The sequence below is a fragment of the Micromonospora pisi genome, from assembly GCF_003633685.1.
Lineage (GTDB): Bacteria > Actinomycetota > Actinomycetes > Mycobacteriales > Micromonosporaceae > Micromonospora_G > Micromonospora_G pisi.
On the sequence record NZ_RBKT01000001.1, the window covers coordinates 8,226,340 to 8,240,082 of the forward strand.

Annotated in this window: 20 protein-coding genes and 1 pseudogene; 11 read left to right on the forward strand and 10 right to left on the reverse strand. The window is 68.5% G+C overall.

Annotation, left to right across the window (positions count from 1 at the left end; genetic code table 11):
- The first annotated feature begins 155 nt into the window (after nucleotides 1-155).
- The 11 genes and pseudogenes from BDK92_RS35710 (at nucleotide 156) to BDK92_RS35755 (ending at nucleotide 6,857) form a co-directional block, all read left to right on the forward strand.
- A complete protein-coding gene (locus tag BDK92_RS35710) occupies nucleotides 156-1,178 on the forward strand; it encodes a chymotrypsin family serine protease (protein WP_147457236.1) in 1,023 nt (340 codons plus the stop codon).
- A gap of 258 nt (nucleotides 1,179-1,436) precedes the next feature.
- Nucleotides 1,437-1,865: a hypothetical protein gene (locus BDK92_RS35715; RefSeq protein WP_121160696.1), complete on the forward strand. Its 429-nt coding sequence runs from the start codon at nucleotides 1,437-1,439 to the stop codon at nucleotides 1,863-1,865.
- 91 nt (nucleotides 1,866-1,956) lie between these two features.
- Nucleotides 1,957-2,211: pseudogene (locus BDK92_RS41370) on the forward strand (DUF6879 family protein); the annotation flags it as partial.
- Nucleotides 2,171-2,467 (forward strand): DUF6879 family protein, encoded by a 297-nt coding sequence (locus BDK92_RS41030; RefSeq protein ID WP_342775879.1) that lies wholly within the window; start codon nucleotides 2,171-2,173, stop codon nucleotides 2,465-2,467. The pseudogene BDK92_RS41370 and the gene BDK92_RS41030, both read left to right, overlap by 41 nt.
- A 47-nt stretch (nucleotides 2,468-2,514) precedes the next feature.
- Nucleotides 2,515-3,450, forward strand: a complete 936-nt coding sequence (locus BDK92_RS35725; protein WP_147457237.1) for a hypothetical protein — start codon at nucleotides 2,515-2,517, stop codon at nucleotides 3,448-3,450.
- Between the two features lie 79 nt (nucleotides 3,451-3,529).
- Complete coding sequence (locus BDK92_RS35730; RefSeq protein WP_121160698.1) at nucleotides 3,530-4,669, forward strand: hypothetical protein; 1,140 nt, start codon at nucleotides 3,530-3,532, stop codon at nucleotides 4,667-4,669.
- The gene (locus BDK92_RS35735; protein ID WP_147457238.1) at nucleotides 4,666-5,199 is read left to right on the forward strand and encodes a hypothetical protein; all 534 of its coding nucleotides are present in this window, start codon (nucleotides 4,666-4,668) and stop codon (nucleotides 5,197-5,199) included. Before BDK92_RS35730 ends, BDK92_RS35735 begins: the two co-directional genes overlap by 4 nt.
- The gene (locus BDK92_RS35740; RefSeq protein WP_121160700.1) at nucleotides 5,196-5,564 is read left to right on the forward strand and encodes a hypothetical protein; all 369 of its coding nucleotides are present in this window, start codon (nucleotides 5,196-5,198) and stop codon (nucleotides 5,562-5,564) included. The genes BDK92_RS35735 and BDK92_RS35740 overlap by 4 nt, the downstream gene beginning before the upstream one ends.
- A complete protein-coding gene (locus BDK92_RS35745; protein ID WP_147457239.1) occupies nucleotides 5,557-5,994 on the forward strand; it encodes a hypothetical protein in 438 nt (145 codons plus the stop codon). The genes BDK92_RS35740 and BDK92_RS35745 overlap by 8 nt, the downstream gene beginning before the upstream one ends.
- A complete protein-coding gene (locus tag BDK92_RS35750) occupies nucleotides 5,994-6,239 on the forward strand; it encodes a hypothetical protein (RefSeq protein WP_121160702.1) in 246 nt (81 codons plus the stop codon). The genes BDK92_RS35745 and BDK92_RS35750 overlap by 1 nt, the downstream gene beginning before the upstream one ends.
- Before the next feature lie 105 nt (nucleotides 6,240-6,344).
- Nucleotides 6,345-6,857 carry a hypothetical protein gene (locus BDK92_RS35755; RefSeq protein WP_121160703.1) on the forward strand — a complete coding sequence of 171 codons (513 nt, stop codon included), beginning with the start codon at nucleotides 6,345-6,347 and terminating at the stop codon, nucleotides 6,855-6,857.
- Between the two features lie 52 nt (nucleotides 6,858-6,909).
- Here the strand turns inward: BDK92_RS35755 and BDK92_RS35760 are convergent, their stop codons facing one another.
- The 10 genes from BDK92_RS35760 to BDK92_RS35795 all read right to left on the reverse strand — a co-directional run bounded on the left by BDK92_RS35760 (nucleotide 6,910) and on the right by BDK92_RS35795 (nucleotide 13,735).
- Entirely contained in the window at nucleotides 6,910-7,422 is a 513-nt protein-coding gene (locus BDK92_RS35760; RefSeq protein WP_121160704.1) for a hypothetical protein, read from the reverse strand.
- A 323-nt stretch (nucleotides 7,423-7,745) separates the two neighbouring features.
- Complete coding sequence (locus BDK92_RS39460) at nucleotides 7,746-7,886, reverse strand: hypothetical protein (RefSeq protein ID WP_170208811.1); 141 nt, start codon at nucleotides 7,884-7,886, stop codon at nucleotides 7,746-7,748.
- A 217-nt stretch (nucleotides 7,887-8,103) separates the two neighbouring features.
- Entirely contained in the window at nucleotides 8,104-8,565 is a 462-nt protein-coding gene (locus tag BDK92_RS35765; RefSeq protein WP_121160705.1) for a hypothetical protein, read from the reverse strand.
- Between the two features lie 429 nt (nucleotides 8,566-8,994).
- Nucleotides 8,995-9,486, reverse strand: a complete 492-nt coding sequence (locus tag BDK92_RS35770) for a hypothetical protein (RefSeq protein ID WP_147457240.1) — start codon at nucleotides 9,484-9,486, stop codon at nucleotides 8,995-8,997.
- On the reverse strand, nucleotides 9,483-9,614 hold the full coding sequence (locus BDK92_RS40935; protein ID WP_281278671.1) for a hypothetical protein: 132 nt from the start codon (nucleotides 9,612-9,614) through the stop codon (nucleotides 9,483-9,485). The genes BDK92_RS35770 and BDK92_RS40935 overlap by 4 nt, the downstream gene beginning before the upstream one ends.
- Nucleotides 9,611-9,886, reverse strand: a complete 276-nt coding sequence (locus tag BDK92_RS35775) for a hypothetical protein (RefSeq protein WP_121160707.1) — start codon at nucleotides 9,884-9,886, stop codon at nucleotides 9,611-9,613. The genes BDK92_RS40935 and BDK92_RS35775 overlap by 4 nt, the downstream gene beginning before the upstream one ends.
- 132 nt (nucleotides 9,887-10,018) lie before the next feature.
- Nucleotides 10,019-10,942 carry a peptidoglycan recognition protein family protein gene (locus tag BDK92_RS35780; RefSeq protein WP_121160708.1) on the reverse strand — a complete coding sequence of 308 codons (924 nt, stop codon included), beginning with the start codon at nucleotides 10,940-10,942 and terminating at the stop codon, nucleotides 10,019-10,021.
- Between the two features lie 17 nt (nucleotides 10,943-10,959).
- Complete coding sequence (locus tag BDK92_RS35785; RefSeq protein ID WP_121160709.1) at nucleotides 10,960-11,628, reverse strand: hypothetical protein; 669 nt, start codon at nucleotides 11,626-11,628, stop codon at nucleotides 10,960-10,962.
- A 10-nt stretch (nucleotides 11,629-11,638) separates the two neighbouring features.
- The gene (locus BDK92_RS35790) at nucleotides 11,639-12,574 is read right to left on the reverse strand and encodes a hypothetical protein (protein WP_121160710.1); all 936 of its coding nucleotides are present in this window, start codon (nucleotides 12,572-12,574) and stop codon (nucleotides 11,639-11,641) included.
- A gap of 3 nt (nucleotides 12,575-12,577) precedes the next feature.
- A complete protein-coding gene (locus tag BDK92_RS35795; RefSeq protein WP_121160711.1) occupies nucleotides 12,578-13,735 on the reverse strand; it encodes a siphovirus ReqiPepy6 Gp37-like family protein in 1,158 nt (385 codons plus the stop codon).
- Between the last annotated feature and the right edge of the window lie 8 nt (nucleotides 13,736-13,743).

Genomic DNA, 13,743 nt, shown 5'->3' on the forward strand with positions numbered 1-13,743 from the left:
TCGTAACCGCCCTCACGGTTATCGGCAACCCCGCCGTAGCGGCATCGGCCTCCTTCACGCCCCCTGCCGAATCGACGATCTCCAGCAGCGCGATCACCGGCCCAGTCCCCGCCCCATTCGCAAGCTGGGACGCGCTTTTCGCGCGGCAGGCCCTGATGAACAGCGCTCTCGACGCGATCCGGGCCGCCGACCCGGTCGACAACTACGGCGGCGCGGTCGCCGACCCCTCCAAAGACGCGTTGGTCATCTACTGGCGCGGTGAGATGTCGCCGGCAGCGCAGGCCGCCCTGGTCGAGCACCGCAAGCGCGTGCCGATCAGCGTCATCCCGGCCCGGTACACGGAGGCTGAACTGCTGGCTGAGGCCCAGCGTCTCAGCGCCAACCGGGAGATTGCCGTCGTCGGCCCGGCCGCCGACGGAAGCGGCCTGGTCATTCAGGGTCACGACGGCGCCCCCGGCGCGGCCGTACGCCAGTGGGTGTCGACAACGTCCCCCGGTGTCGCTGTTCGGTACAGCACCGCACCGGCCGACAAGATGATCCCCGCGACCCGGCAGAACGACAGCTCGCCATGGTCGGCCGGTGCGCGTACCGACGACTGCACCACCGGCCCGGTTGTACGCCGGGGGACGTCCGCGATCCGGATTATGTTCGCGGCCCATTGTGGCGGCAACGGCACGCAGGTGTTCGACAACAACGGTGAGCTAATCGGCACGGTCGAAGACGCCAACGCCACGGCCGATCACTCGCTTATTGTCCCCAACATTTTGGGCAGGGGCTGGACATGGGACGGCCCGGTCCAGTCAACCCAGGCCAAGGCGGTCGCCAGCGCGGGCGCCCCGGTCCTCGGTAACTGGTACTGCTCGTCGGGTAGCCATTCGGGCATCATCTGCACCATCCAGATGACCGAGGGTTTCGCCATGCGCGGCGGGATCGGCCCGCTCGCGCTCGGCGACAAAGACGTGGCCACTCTGCCTGCCGGCGGGCAGGGTGACTCCGGCGCCCCGATCTACGACCTGACCGGAGCAAAGGTGATCATGCGTGGCCAACTCAAGCAGATCAGCACCAGCCGCCTGGTGCCCTGCCAAGGACTCGGCGGTCGCCTCTGCTCCTCCCGGATTGCGTTCTCATCCGTGCCTGCGTCGATGTCCGCACTCGGTGTGGGAATCGTGACCGGGTAACCAATCGGTGGAGCCGTTCGGGGCAGTATGCCCGTCATACTCCCCGAACGGCTTTACTCTCCGTATAGGAACAACTATCAAGAGGTGATCATGCGCACACGCACACCGCTTACCGTCGGCGCCTGCATGCTGCTGGCGATCGTGACGCTCGGAGGATGCGGGCAAGCTACGGCCGCCAACGAATCGGCCCCGGTGCCCCCGCAGTCGACGGAGTACCCAATACCCCGCCCGACCACCCCGCCCCCGTCGAACTCCCCCGTGCAGTCAGAGCTGACCAAATACGCGGAGCAGGTACAGGCGCTCGGCGAACGCCCTGAGTACCGCTCCGTGTACGCCGGGGTGGAGACCGACATCTCCGGAAACCGGCTACTTGTCCACAGTCGCGAGTCCTCCACGTTCGCCGCAGCGGTACGAGCTGTCGTACCGGAGCAACGGCTGTGGCTCCGGGAGGTGCCCCTGAGCGCGGACCAGTTGGCCACCGGTGTGACCGACATCAGCGGAGACATCGCCGACTGGAAGGGCCGAGGTATCGAGATCCGGAGCGTGGGGGCGCAGCCGGGGCTTGGGTGTGTGGAGATCGGTGTGGCGCAGCCCGACCGTGACCGAGAGACCTTGGTCGCCCACTACCAGGCGACCGTGCCGGTGTGCGTGATCCTGGGGAGCGTCCTGATCCCCGCCGCAAGCTAGTTTCGACGATCGCCGCCGACCCGAGAGGCGGCGAGCCAGAAGGGGCGTCCCGGTTGGGTGCGCCCCTTCTGGTATTCCGAGGGAAGGTCTCATGTCGCAAGCCGAATTCCGAGAGCTGTTCCGCGCCACCCGACACTCAGCGGTCCACCTTGAACTCCGCAACAGCTACGAGATCGACGCCCCCCGGCGTCAGAGCGAAATCCATCCCGACCCGGCCGTCCGGTCGACCTGGTGGACGCCGTGGCTCAATGATGTGGATGCCGCGAGAAAGCGCAAGGTGACCGTGCGCCGGGCACGGATGGTTGATGAGCCGGTGTCCGAGTACATCCGTTGGGAGCACTCCACCACCTGGCGCAACCTTTGCTGCGGGGGAGGATGTCCGGTGGCTTCCTCGCCGGCTGGCCACCGGGCTGCTCGTGCCGGTCCATGACTTCTGGCTGTTGGACGGCGAGGTGCTTGCGGTCGCGCACCACGGCGGTGACGGGCAGCTCGTGGAGGTGGAGATCCTGCGCAAACCGGCGCTGGCGGCGATGCACGCGGAGGCGTTCGAGCAGGTGTGGGAGTTGGCGGTGCCGCACGCGGATTACGTGCTGGCTGCCTGAGCCGAGAAATCGCCACACGCGGCAAATTTGTTGCCAGCCTCCTTGACTTGCCCGATCGGGCTGGCAACATATTTGCCATGACGACGGTTCGAATCGCCCCCCTTGAAAAGCCCACGGCGCTCTACCGCCACGCCAACAACAAGGTCATGCCCACCTACCTCCAGCTCAACTTGCAGAACGGAGCACTGGAGGCAATCGCCGAGGAGACCACCAACGACCCGCCGGAACGAGCCATACCCGGCAGCGCGCTCGAAGGACGGGTGCGGCGGTGGCTCATCCCGCTACTGACCGCCGAGGCCGCGAACGCCCTGCTCACCGAAGCCGGCCCGCTGGCTCAGAGGATCCTCAACGGCGTCGACATCCGCCGCACTCGCGACTCCAGCGCCGAAGGCGTCGCCACCCTGAACGACGACGCCCGCGCGGCCGATGACGAACTTGACGTGCTGATCCAGACCTACCAGGGCGCCCCCACCATCAGCGAGATGCCGGCGGCCACATGGCACGCCGACGAGGAGCCCACCGAGATCGCCGACGACTGGGGCATCACCGCATCCTCCGACGATGCCAAGCTGGACCGGGTGGCCGTTGAGATCGCCGCCGAAATCGAGGCGAGCGCCGACGCCACGTACGTCCCAACGGGCGTGCTGGACTACCTGCGCGAGGTACGTGACGGGCTCCGGGATGCCGTCCGGGCGGAGCTTAGCGAGGTAGCTGACCAGCGGGCACGGCTGACGGCTCGCCGCGACAAGTTGATCCGCCGGATCCGGTCCTGGGACGTCGACTCTGACCGGTCGATCGGGATGCTCGCGGGTGTGTCGCACACACAGGTGCAGAACATCGCCAAGGTCAGCGCCGGAGAGGGCGCCGTTGTGCGAGAGATCGCCGACCGTGTGTCCAAGGGCCACGGCCTGGATGACATCGCCGACGATCTCAATGCTCGGGGGGTATCCGTCCCCGAGGACGTACGGAAGTCGGCCCCGTAACCTAACGAAGACCGTTGTGGTTACCACAACAGGAGTGTTACTGTAACCACAACAGACGCGGGAGGAGAGGTGAGCGAACATGACCGACCGTAAGCCCGTCACCGACGGCATACCCACTGACGTTGCCTGGCAGGAAGGCCGCCGCATCTACATCAGATGCGGCTACAACAGCAACCTGAACAAGCAACTCCTGGAAATCAACGCGAAGTGGGACGGCGACGTTGGCGCCCGGTACGTCGGCACCACCCGCCGAGACGCCGTGCTCCCACTGGTGCAAGCCCACGTCGAACGCATCGCCGCCGCGACCGCCATCAAGACCGCCGGCCGCTGGATCGCCATTCCGTACGAGGCCGAGGCGATCCGGGAGCACGCCCAAAGCCTCGGCGGCAAGTACGACAAGCCGACCAAGCGGTGGGCAATGCCCAGCGCCGATACCCTGGCCGACGTTCACCAGCGCGTCCACGACTGGACCGCAGCGGTCGAGGCGAAGCGGCAAGCCGAACGAGAGGCCGAGAAGGAAGCGCGCGCGGCGGCCGAGCGTGAAGGTCGGGACGCAGCAGCCGCGGCCAAGGCATCCCGGGAAGAACGCCTGATCGCCTCGTCGGGGCGCACCATCATGGAGGATCGGGGACAGGTCCGATCGCAGCGCCTACACGGGTGGATGCGCCGGCCGGAAGCGGAGCAGCGCAAACCTCAACCCGGAGACGTCCGCAAACTGCGGGACGGCCGCCGGGTGCTCGTCCTGAACAGTGAGGTGTGGTTCGCCTCCCAGGACGCGATCGATGACGGGCTCGCGGCGGGCGTCAACCTGTGGGAGGACCCCGGCTGGTTCTACAACTACAACTTCGTTGTGGTGGAGCCGACCGCCGAGGAGGTCGAGGCTGACCGCCAGGAGAAAGCCGAGCAGGACGACCTGACCGAATTGGCGGAGGTCATGAAGCTTGCGGATCGCACCCCGCGCCAAGCTGTTGACTCGTTGACCAACCTGGAAGGGGCGACGATCACCGAGGACTCAGCCGGCGGGATGACCATCCACGGCGGGCAGATCACCGTCACCCCCACCGACGAGGTGTGGTACCAGCACCCGGGTTGGTACGACGACTATGTCCGTACAGAAGGCCGGGTGGATGATCCGGAGTTGATCGCGCGAGTGCGCGCCATCATCGCCGGTGGAGACCGCCGCCGGGGAGCCTACGCGGTAAAGGAGTTCCAGCGGTGACGAAGCGCGAACCGGTGTCGGTAGATGAAGCCGACCCGGTAGGGGCCACGGAAATCGCCGAACGGGCCGGGGTGGGGCGGCCTGCTGTGGAGCGGTGGCAGGAGCGTCACGCCGACACGTGGCCCGAGCGCCGGTGGACGGTGGGCGGTCGGCCGGCGTGGGACTGGGCGGTGGACATCGTGCCGTGGCTGGAGGCGACGGGTCGGATCGAACCGCAAGTGCGATCCCGCTCCACCGCAGCGAACCGGCGACGCCGGCTGAGTATTGAGCGTTCGCCCGAGACGGCCCGACCTCGGATCCGCGCCGAGGTGATGGCGTACGACGAGCCGATGGACCAGCAGCGGTTGGACGGCGCCGCCGAGGTGGAGGCGATGGTCGACGAGATTCTTGCCGCATGGCTGGCCAACCCGGTCGGTCACCGCAACGGCCTGCGCGGGTTCACCGAGCGCTGGTTGCGGGACCACTACGCGACCTGGCGAGCGCCGTCCCCGGCATCTACCCACGCGCAGACCGGAGGTCTTGAGGCATGACAGCACCGATCATCGTCAACGCGGTCGACGGGCACCCGGTCTGCGCCGGCCCCGCCGACACCATCCAGGCGGCCCTACGTGGGGCGCAGCCGCTCACCATCACCGGCAAGCACGCCACCGGCGACACCGTGTACCTCGCTCCGCGCGACGGCGCCGACATCGCCCGTACCGTGCCCCACCCGGTGCACGGTGACATCCACTACGCCTGGGTCGACACCGCCCGGATGGGCGACGCGCCACAGCTCTCCGAGTTGTACCGCGATCGGGCCGCTCAAGGCAGGATCGCTGCCATGCAAGCAGAGGACCGCGGCCGGGCGATGGTGCCGGCGTGCGACAACTGTGGGGAGTGCTCGCGCTGTGTCTGACCCGATCGAAGGACGGCTTGGAACCCTGGTGCTCGGGGGCTGGATTGCGCCCGCACCGACAGGCCACGACGAGGCGTTCTTTCTCTTGACCACCCCCGACAAGCGGGCGGCGCTGACGATGCCCGTGGTCGCTGCGACCCTCGGGCTCGGTGCGGCCGGCACGGTGACCGAGCGCCCGGACCCGGAGGTGCGGGTCGAGATCGGGGCCGACGGGTGGGCCACCCTGCACACCCCCGGTGGCGAGCGCTTTACCCGGCCGGTCGCGGCAGAGTGGGCGCAGATCGCGCACGAGCGCGGGCAGGTAGTGCTGTGCGTCGGGATGGCGCCGATGCCGCCCGGGATGAATGAGGACGCCTACACCGATCGGTACGGCGTCAAGATTGCACTCGGGCTTGTCCCAGCAGCGAGGGTGCCGGCGGGGGAGCGCTGATGGGATCACCGCCGGCCTACTGGGACCTTTCGGACCTGGCCGCTACCGGTGACCTCGCCAGCGAGTTCGAGGTCAACAACGCGACGATCTCGAACTGGGCGGCCCGCTACCCCGACTTTCCTCGCCCCCTGGCCACGCTGTCGACCGGCCCGGTCTGGTCCCGGTGGATGGTCCGCCAGTGGCACGACAGCCGAGATTGGCAGCCGGGTCGGCCACGTAAGCAGACACTTCCCGAGCCGGATTGACGACCACAGAGGAGACCACGATGGCCGCAGGGCCTACACCGGCATCAACGAGTGGCAGGACGTCATCCTGCCGGCCGGCTACGACGTTTCGGACGAGGTGAAGGCATGAGCCTTATCGACAAGATCGAAGAGTTGGGTGCGGCCGTTGACGCCGGCCTACTCGACCGGGCCACCGCCGCGCACCAACTCGTCCAGTACAGCGACGGCGGTCTGACGCTCTACGGGGCCAAGGAGTCGATCGACAACTGGCAGACCCGCCGGGCCGCGTACGCCGACATTTTCATGAACGCTGAGCTCGGGGTGGCCGCTGTTCAAGCGGGGCTGCGGCGAGGTGAGCAGCGGGCTACCGGGGCGGAAAACCCCGCCGGCGGCTTTGTGCTGGAGACGACGGACGAAGACCTGCTCGACTGGCTCACCAGCCCGAGCATGGGCACCAGCCTCGCCACCAGGTTTGGTGGCCAGCAGGTCGCTGAGCGGATCGACGGCGGCGCGAGAATCATCCGTTTGGATCTTCTTCGTGAACTCGGCCCGGACGAGGATGGCTCGATCACGGAGGAAGACGGGAGGTTGGCCATGTGGGTTGGGGGCAGCCCGTACCCGATCCGTGTCGACGCCTGACACGCGAAAGCGGCCCCGCACCTGACTGTGCGGGGCCGCTTTGGGCGCGGGGTCAGAAAGGCCAGGTGCCGTTCCGCCGGGCTTCGAGGAGCGGGATCATGCCGAAGCCCTGATCGGTCAACCCCCCGAACGTGTGCCGGTTCGCCACCCCCGACGAGGCGTGGCCGTGCTGGTACCCGGCCAGGTTCCACGTGTACATCGGAACAGACTCCGGTACGGCCCGGTCGACCTCGCTCAAGTCCTGACCCGCCTGCTCATCGGTCAGGATGACCACCCGGTCGTGGCCGGCGAAGTGCTTGCGTACCGCAGCCGCGGTGGCCGTCCCGCCGCCGAGGAACCAGCCGCCGGACTTCCACCGGTCGATCGACCGAAGCAGCGACTCACCACCGGTCAGCGGGAACACCTTCGTGTGGGCCCCGGCGACATCACCCCAGTAGCGGGCGGTCGACGAGAACGACACCACCTCCGCGTTCTGGGCGCGCTGGGCGAGCGCCACCCCGAAGATTACGGCCGCGTCCCACCTCATCAGGGTGCCGTCCTTGCTGAACCCCTCGTTATCCCGCACCCGATCGAGGTGGCGTAACCCGGGCACGCCGAAACGGCCCCCACCCGGACCTCCGAAGAGGCCGAGTGGGGGCCGTTGCCTGCTGTGGCACCCGCAGGCTCGGTCACCAGGTTCACCGCTGGTGCGGTTGGCGCGGACGCACGTGGCTACGTCCGGTTGCGCCGCGAGGGCCCCATGTCCACGGCGGGGCCTCATTTTTAGGAGTAGGTGGCGGGTGGCCCTTCGCGTCCGGCTGTCGGCATCGCACCCGCGTGTTGGTGGCCCGTCCCCGTCCGGTTACCCGGCGCTTCTCGGCATCGCACCAACATGGTCGATGTTACGCCTTAGAGGGCGGCAGCGCCTGCGGGGATCGAGGCGATGACGCAGGCGAACGCGAGCCAACCGAGGTGCACTCGTCCGCCGACGCCGACTGCGTGGAGTACGGCCAGGACCACGGCGGCGGCGAGGAGCAGAACCGCGATCACGGCCTCGCGTCCCCGGCGTAAGTCGGGTGCATGACGCATCCGCACGGGGTGGACACGATCATTGCGGGGATGCCCAGCGGCTTCGGGAAAGCCGTGTGCCGGCATTGCCAGCCGAGCGCCTTCGGGTCGTTGCTGCTCAGCCGGGCGAAAGTTACGGGTGCCGGTGCGGTGGCAGTCCGGTGTAGGTTCCGCTTGGCCCACCGGAGGAAGGTGTCGATCACTGCGCCTGCCTGCGCTGGGTGCGTTCCAGCGCCTCAAGTGACACCTCGGTCGGCGTGAGGGTCATCGTGGGGGATGCCGCCGGTACGACACCGGTGGGGCGCGGGTCGGCGGCCGGTGTCGACTGCGGCCACACCACGATTGCGGTCATCAGGGCCACGGACGCGGCGGACAGGACACCGACCTGCGATTGGGTGAGGTCGAAGCCGTAGGTGCCGAGGAGGGTGGCGCCGGTGGTGATCAGGGTGGTGAAGATCGTGGGGGCGATCGGCCGGACCTTGAACGCGGTCCACACACCGGCGAGCGCGGTCAGGACGGCGGTGATCGCGCCGGACTGGTTGACGGTCAGGGCGTCTGGCATGAAGCCGATGACGACGGCGAGTACGGCTGCGATGGCGGCGATGATGGTGGCCGGTTCGCGCCCGAAGATCGTGACCGGTTTGGGTGTTACGTCACTCATGGTGGGCCTTTCAGGGTGTGCGGGATTCAGGAAAACAGCCGGCGTACGCTGCCCGGGTGAGCGAGCGGAAGCCGGCCGACTGGGGAAAGATCCGAGCCCGGCCAGGGCAGTGGGCGTGCCCGGCCGACGGGATCGTGGAACCGAGGCCCGAGCTCGTGCCGTCGTGCCCGTACTGCATGCGGGCCGTCCACCTCGCCCGGGTCGGCCCGAACGGGATGCTGGAATGGGTCGAACCGGCCCCGAAGACGTGCGGCTGCGGGCAACACCCGGTCCGGGCCGGTCACGTCCTGATCGGCACCTGGGCATGCACGTGCTCACCGACCGGCACCCACCGGACGTGGACCGTCGAGGGATGCGACCGGCCAGCAGAGTGGCCACCCCACGACCCGACCGGCGCGGCCCCGTTCTACGGGCCAGGGTCAGGGCCGGTCAGCAGCTCTGAGACGGCGGCGGCGGCACCGGGTTACTGAGCCGCGCCCGTTCGATCTCCGCCCGGCGATCGCTGTTCAGCCGGCGGGCCTCCGCGTTCTCGGCGCGCACATCGGCAACCTCGGTGCGCACCTTCAACAACGTCTCGAACGCAGTCAGGGTGGCCTGCCGGTCCTGCCCGGCCATCGCCTGCAACAGCACACCCAACGCGTCATCGGCACGGGCCGTTGCCGCCCGGTCAACTTCGGCGATTTGCCGGTCGGCCAGGTCGATGGCCCGGTCCTCGGACGCCGCCTGCGCCCTAGCCGCGGTCGACGACGCGGACGCCTCCGCGTACCGGGCGAGGCACCCGGACACCCGGGCGTACCCGACGACCAGGGCACCGATGATGAGCGCGTAGGCGATCATCCCGACCGTGATCGCCCGGACGGACCCGGGAGAGCCGAGCCACATCCACACCCGCCGCCGGCTGGCAGCACCGGGCACTGTCATTGTCGTCCCCCTTGCTGTCGGGCTTTTTGGTCGTAGGCGCGGCGGGCCGCCCGGCCGGTCATCCACCAGACGACACCGGAGGCGACGGCGAGGACGACGTAGACGGCTAGGTCGAGATCCGGGCTCATGGGGTGGGCTCCGGGGGTTGGGGAATCGCGGGCGTGGCCGGTTCGATCGGCGGGGTTCCGACTGGTCCGGTCCGCTGCCAGGGGGTGTACAACGCGCTGTAAGGCGCCAACGGAATCCCCCAGAACCAAAATGGTGGCAGGGACTCCAGCACCTTGGCGCCGGAGCTAAAGAGCTGGATGACGGCTGCGCCGGCGTAGATGGTCCAGATGCCGAGGATGACCAGCATGATCAGGTCCCGGACCTGCTCGGCGCGGCTACGGGCGGTCGACACGGGGCCCCGCCTTCCGGGTTACGAGTGGGTTGGGCGGTGGTCAGCTCGCGCGGGGGTGGCCGCGACCCGGCGAAGCAGGAACGTCGTCTCGAACGGCTGCCTACCGGAGGTGACGAGGACGGGCGGCACCGATCACCCGCCCGTTGGGGTGGCGCCGTCCACGGAACCGAGGACGGTGGTGAGTGCGGCGACGAGGTCGTCACGGTCTACGGGGCCCTGCTGCGGCAGCCGGGCCATGATGTCGGCGACGACGCCGCTGCGGATTTCCCTTGCCTGCTGGTCGATGCGGGCGAGGATCGCGGACTCGTCCACGCCGTCGCCGAGGTTCGCAACGATGACCGCCAACTTGTCGTGGATCTTGTAGAACTCCTCGCGGACGTCGGTACGGCCGCCCCCGTCACGCCGCTGGGCACCCTGCCACAGCAGGTAGCTGATGTCTTTGAGCCAGGTGTACACCTGCCGCTGTTCGGTCGCGCTCAACTCGGCCATGAAGTCCTCCTCGTCGTCGGTTGTCTGGCCGTCGCCTACGAGGGCGACGGCTTGCCGAAGGATCTCGGCCTTCTGCGCCTTGATCGCCGGTCCGGGGCACTGGGAGTGGCCCCAGTCGTAGCCGGACTCGGCGCCCATGCTGTGGTGACCCAAACCGCGCCCGGCCGGGCTGTTCGCGAGCTGCAACGGGATCCCGTGTTCGCGGTGAGCACGGGCCAGGATCTTCGCGTTGGCTGTCACCTGCGCTGGGGTGAGCGCACCGGGGATGAACCCCTCGTTTTCGATGCTCAGCCAGCTTGAGTTGCCCGTCCGCTGCGTCCACGCCCGCTCTGCGGTGTCGACCACCTGGGCGATCCGGCCGTCCTTGGCCACCACGAAGTGCGACGACACGTCGGCGGACGGGTTCTTCTGCCACGAGATGGTGCCCTCGAAGTAGCCCTCAGCGATGTGGATGATCACGCCCCGGTGTTCAGCCAGCCGGTCGGCCGCCTCACCGGTTTTGCCATCCCCGTCACCCGAGTTGACCGTTGCTCCCCGCCACTGGGCGAGGTCTGTCCAGCGCCCCATGGCGCTCCTCCTTCGGGTTAGGTGCCGATCCAGGTGTCGTGCCAGTCGATCGGGGAGAGGACCACCCCAGTCACGCTGGCAGGGTCGACCGGGCCGATGAAAATGCGCGGGACCTCGGGGTCTACCGCCGCTTTCAGCCCGGTAGGCACGTAGTCGGATCCGGACCAGTACAGGACGTTCCCATTCGTCCCGGCGGGGCTGGTCCACCGCACACCGGACGGCTGCGCCGAGTCGGCGGTCAACACCTGCCCGTCGGACCCGACACTGACCGGGGTCGGCACACCCGCTGAGGCGCCAACAAGGACAGTGCCTTGCTCGATGTACAACTCGGTCGTCACGAACCGGCCATCGAGGTCGTCCACGGATCCGATACCGACGGCGGACATGAGGACCCGGGGCCCGTCATCGCCCTGCGCCCACAACCGGTCCAACCCGTCCGGGCCGAAAAAGGTGGGGATCTGGCCTACGCCGCGGCCGTCGCCGCCGAGAGACGAAACCACGGAGACGATGGGGGTGGTGCCGTCGGAGTCGAGGAGGTCGGTGAGTTGCGCCCCACCGGTCTCGGCGTTCCAGAAGGTAACCACGACACCACCGGCCAAGCCGACGATTTCGTCCTCACCGTCCACATTGTCGATCGCCGCGAACGTCCAGTCGGCGATGCCGCCACCGAACTGAAAACGTGCCATTGGTAGCTCCTTACGAGGCGGCGGGGAACGACCCGGCGATCCACACCTGCGAGGTGCTGCCGAGGCCGCCGTGGGAGACGAGGGTGACGAGACCGTTGCTTGCGGTGACCATTGCGGCGGCGAGAGACCCGTTCGTGGCGGACACCATTCGCCCGAACACGGGGCGGTCGGCGCGGGGCCGGAAACCGGCCGGCAACTGGCACATGGACTGGGAAACACCGGATCCGAGCCCTGTGCCCGCACGCCCGTAGCAAAGGTTCACGAACACCGTGCCGCCGAGCCGGCAGACGGTCGACGCGAGCGTTGTCCACCCGGCACCGGGGGTCGCCGCCACGGGCACCTCACCGGTGTCCTGGTAGAGCACCGTCCACGCCAGCCCGGTCGATTGAAGTTGCCGGCCGGTGTCGGTCTCATACGCCAGGCGGCCCGGGTAGTGCGGTGGGCGCGTCGTCTGGGTGCACAGGATTTGCCCGTCGTCGCCGGCGTACCAGGCCAAGGGGACGACCCTGTTCGCCGCGATCGCGTTGACGCCGGGGTCGACGGCTACCCGAGCCAGGGGGATGTCAAAGAGAGAGTTGGTGTTCAGCGGCGCCGGCACACCTTGCCCGGGTGTACCGGTGATGACCGTCTCGTAGGCGCTGTAGTCGGCCCGGTTGAGCCGCACCACGATCAGGTCGATCCGCTGGGTGCCGCTCACATTCGCAGCCAGGGACGGCATGCTGATGTCGTCGGGACCGGAATCCCACAAGGTGCCGCGGAGGTTGACCCGGCGGTTCGCCCGGAGCTTGACGATCCTTGTCGCGGTGTTGTCCGCGTACGCCACAGGCGGGTCGGATGGCACCCCTTGCAGTCCGTCTGGTGCCCACGCATGCACCAGCCGTTCGTGTTCGAGCTCGGTGATGTGTCCACCGGCGTAGCCAGACCGGGGGTAGCTCTTACTGGCCATGTGTCAGCGCACCTCCAAACGGTCCATGCGGCGGGACAGGTCACGCAGGTACGCGACCCACAGGGGGTCGGCGGACGCGGATTGGGAGCCGACGAGGGCGGTGACGTACTCGCCGGTCTTCGGGGTGGCCTGGTAGTGGGCGCCCCGGACGATGTCGGCGACCTCGATACCGGAGGCCAGCTCGATCGAGACGATGTCGCCGAGCCCGTAATCGACACCGAACCGCTGCTCGGGGATGTCGATGGTCACGGCGGACAGGCGTGCGGTTTCGGCGCCTTCGGCCAACGCTTCGTCGCCGGCCTGCTGTAGTTCGGCGGTGTTGCCCACCGTGTCGTCGGATTGGCGGCGGTCGACGAACGTCTCAAGCCGGCCCCACAGGGCGACTGCGGCGGTGTTGACTCGCTCGACGATGACCCGGTCGACGCCCTCGTCCTGGCCGCCGACGATCGCCACCGTGGCGGTGGGGGCTTGCGGTTCGTACCGGTACGACCGCAGGTTCGACAGGCCCTGGCTGAACCGCACCACGCCCCGCAGGTCGCGGGGCCGGTACACCTGAAACTCGATCAGGCGCCCGGGGACCTGCGTGGTGCGGAACCCGAGACCACCGGCCAGAGCCACGGAGCGGAGCGCATCCCCGAGGGATTCGAACCGGGTGCCGAAGGTGACGTTGGTGCCGACGCCCATGTCCGGGCCGAGGACCAGGCGGGGCAAGCGGCGGGCGGCAAGCGCGGACGGGCCCGCGTTGAGGTTGACCAAAGCGCGGAGGATGTCTTCGGCGTTTCCGGTGGCGGTCCACCGGGCGTCGGTCTGGGCGGTGACCGGCACCGCCGGTGTGGGGTACGTGCGGCGGGCCACCAGCCACGCGAGGTCATCGGACCAGGTGATTTGGGTGGTGCCCGGTTCGGAGTTCGGCCCCTCAACGGACCACTCCTCAACCCCCGGGACCTCGATCCGGCCGGCGCAGAACACCTTGCCGTCGCGGTACATGACCATGCGGCTGCCGGGGGCGACCTGGTCGGCGGTGACCGCCGTCCGGGGAAGGCTGACGGTGGCGGTGCCCGGCTCGTTGTACCGCAACGTCACATCGAGGTTGGTCCAGTCGGCGATCGGGTCGCCGACCGGCACCAGGTTCGCATCGGTGGTGATGAGGGTGACGTCCACACGTCACC

Bases quoted from the DNA above. Each gene is read 5' to 3' on its own strand.
- BDK92_RS35710 (WP_147457236.1), top strand. From the start codon at position 156: ATGAACAGCGCTCTCGACGCGATCCGGGCCGCCGACCCGGTCGACAAC.
- BDK92_RS41030 (WP_342775879.1), top strand. From the start codon at position 2,171: ATGAGCCGGTGTCCGAGTACATCCGTTGGGAGCACTCCACCACCTGGC.
- BDK92_RS35730 (WP_121160698.1), top strand. From the start codon at position 3,530: ATGACCGACCGTAAGCCCGTCACCGACGGCATACCCACTGACGTTGCC.
- BDK92_RS35740 (WP_121160700.1), top strand. From the start codon at position 5,196: ATGACAGCACCGATCATCGTCAACGCGGTCGACGGGCACCCGGTCTGC.
- BDK92_RS35750 (WP_121160702.1), top strand. From the start codon at position 5,994: ATGGGATCACCGCCGGCCTACTGGGACCTTTCGGACCTGGCCGCTACC.
- BDK92_RS35755 (WP_121160703.1), top strand. From the start codon at position 6,345: ATGAGCCTTATCGACAAGATCGAAGAGTTGGGTGCGGCCGTTGACGCC.
- BDK92_RS35765 (WP_121160705.1), bottom strand. From the start codon at position 8,565: ATGAGTGACGTAACACCCAAACCGGTCACGATCTTCGGGCGCGAACCG.
- BDK92_RS35770 (WP_147457240.1), bottom strand. From the start codon at position 9,486: ATGACAGTGCCCGGTGCTGCCAGCCGGCGGCGGGTGTGGATGTGGCTC.
- BDK92_RS40935 (WP_281278671.1), bottom strand. From the start codon at position 9,614: ATGAGCCCGGATCTCGACCTAGCCGTCTACGTCGTCCTCGCCGTCGCC.
- BDK92_RS35780 (WP_121160708.1), bottom strand. From the start codon at position 10,942: ATGGGGCGCTGGACAGACCTCGCCCAGTGGCGGGGAGCAACGGTCAAC.
- BDK92_RS35785 (WP_121160709.1), bottom strand. From the start codon at position 11,628: ATGGCACGTTTTCAGTTCGGTGGCGGCATCGCCGACTGGACGTTCGCG.
- BDK92_RS35790 (WP_121160710.1), bottom strand. From the start codon at position 12,574: ATGGCCAGTAAGAGCTACCCCCGGTCTGGCTACGCCGGTGGACACATC.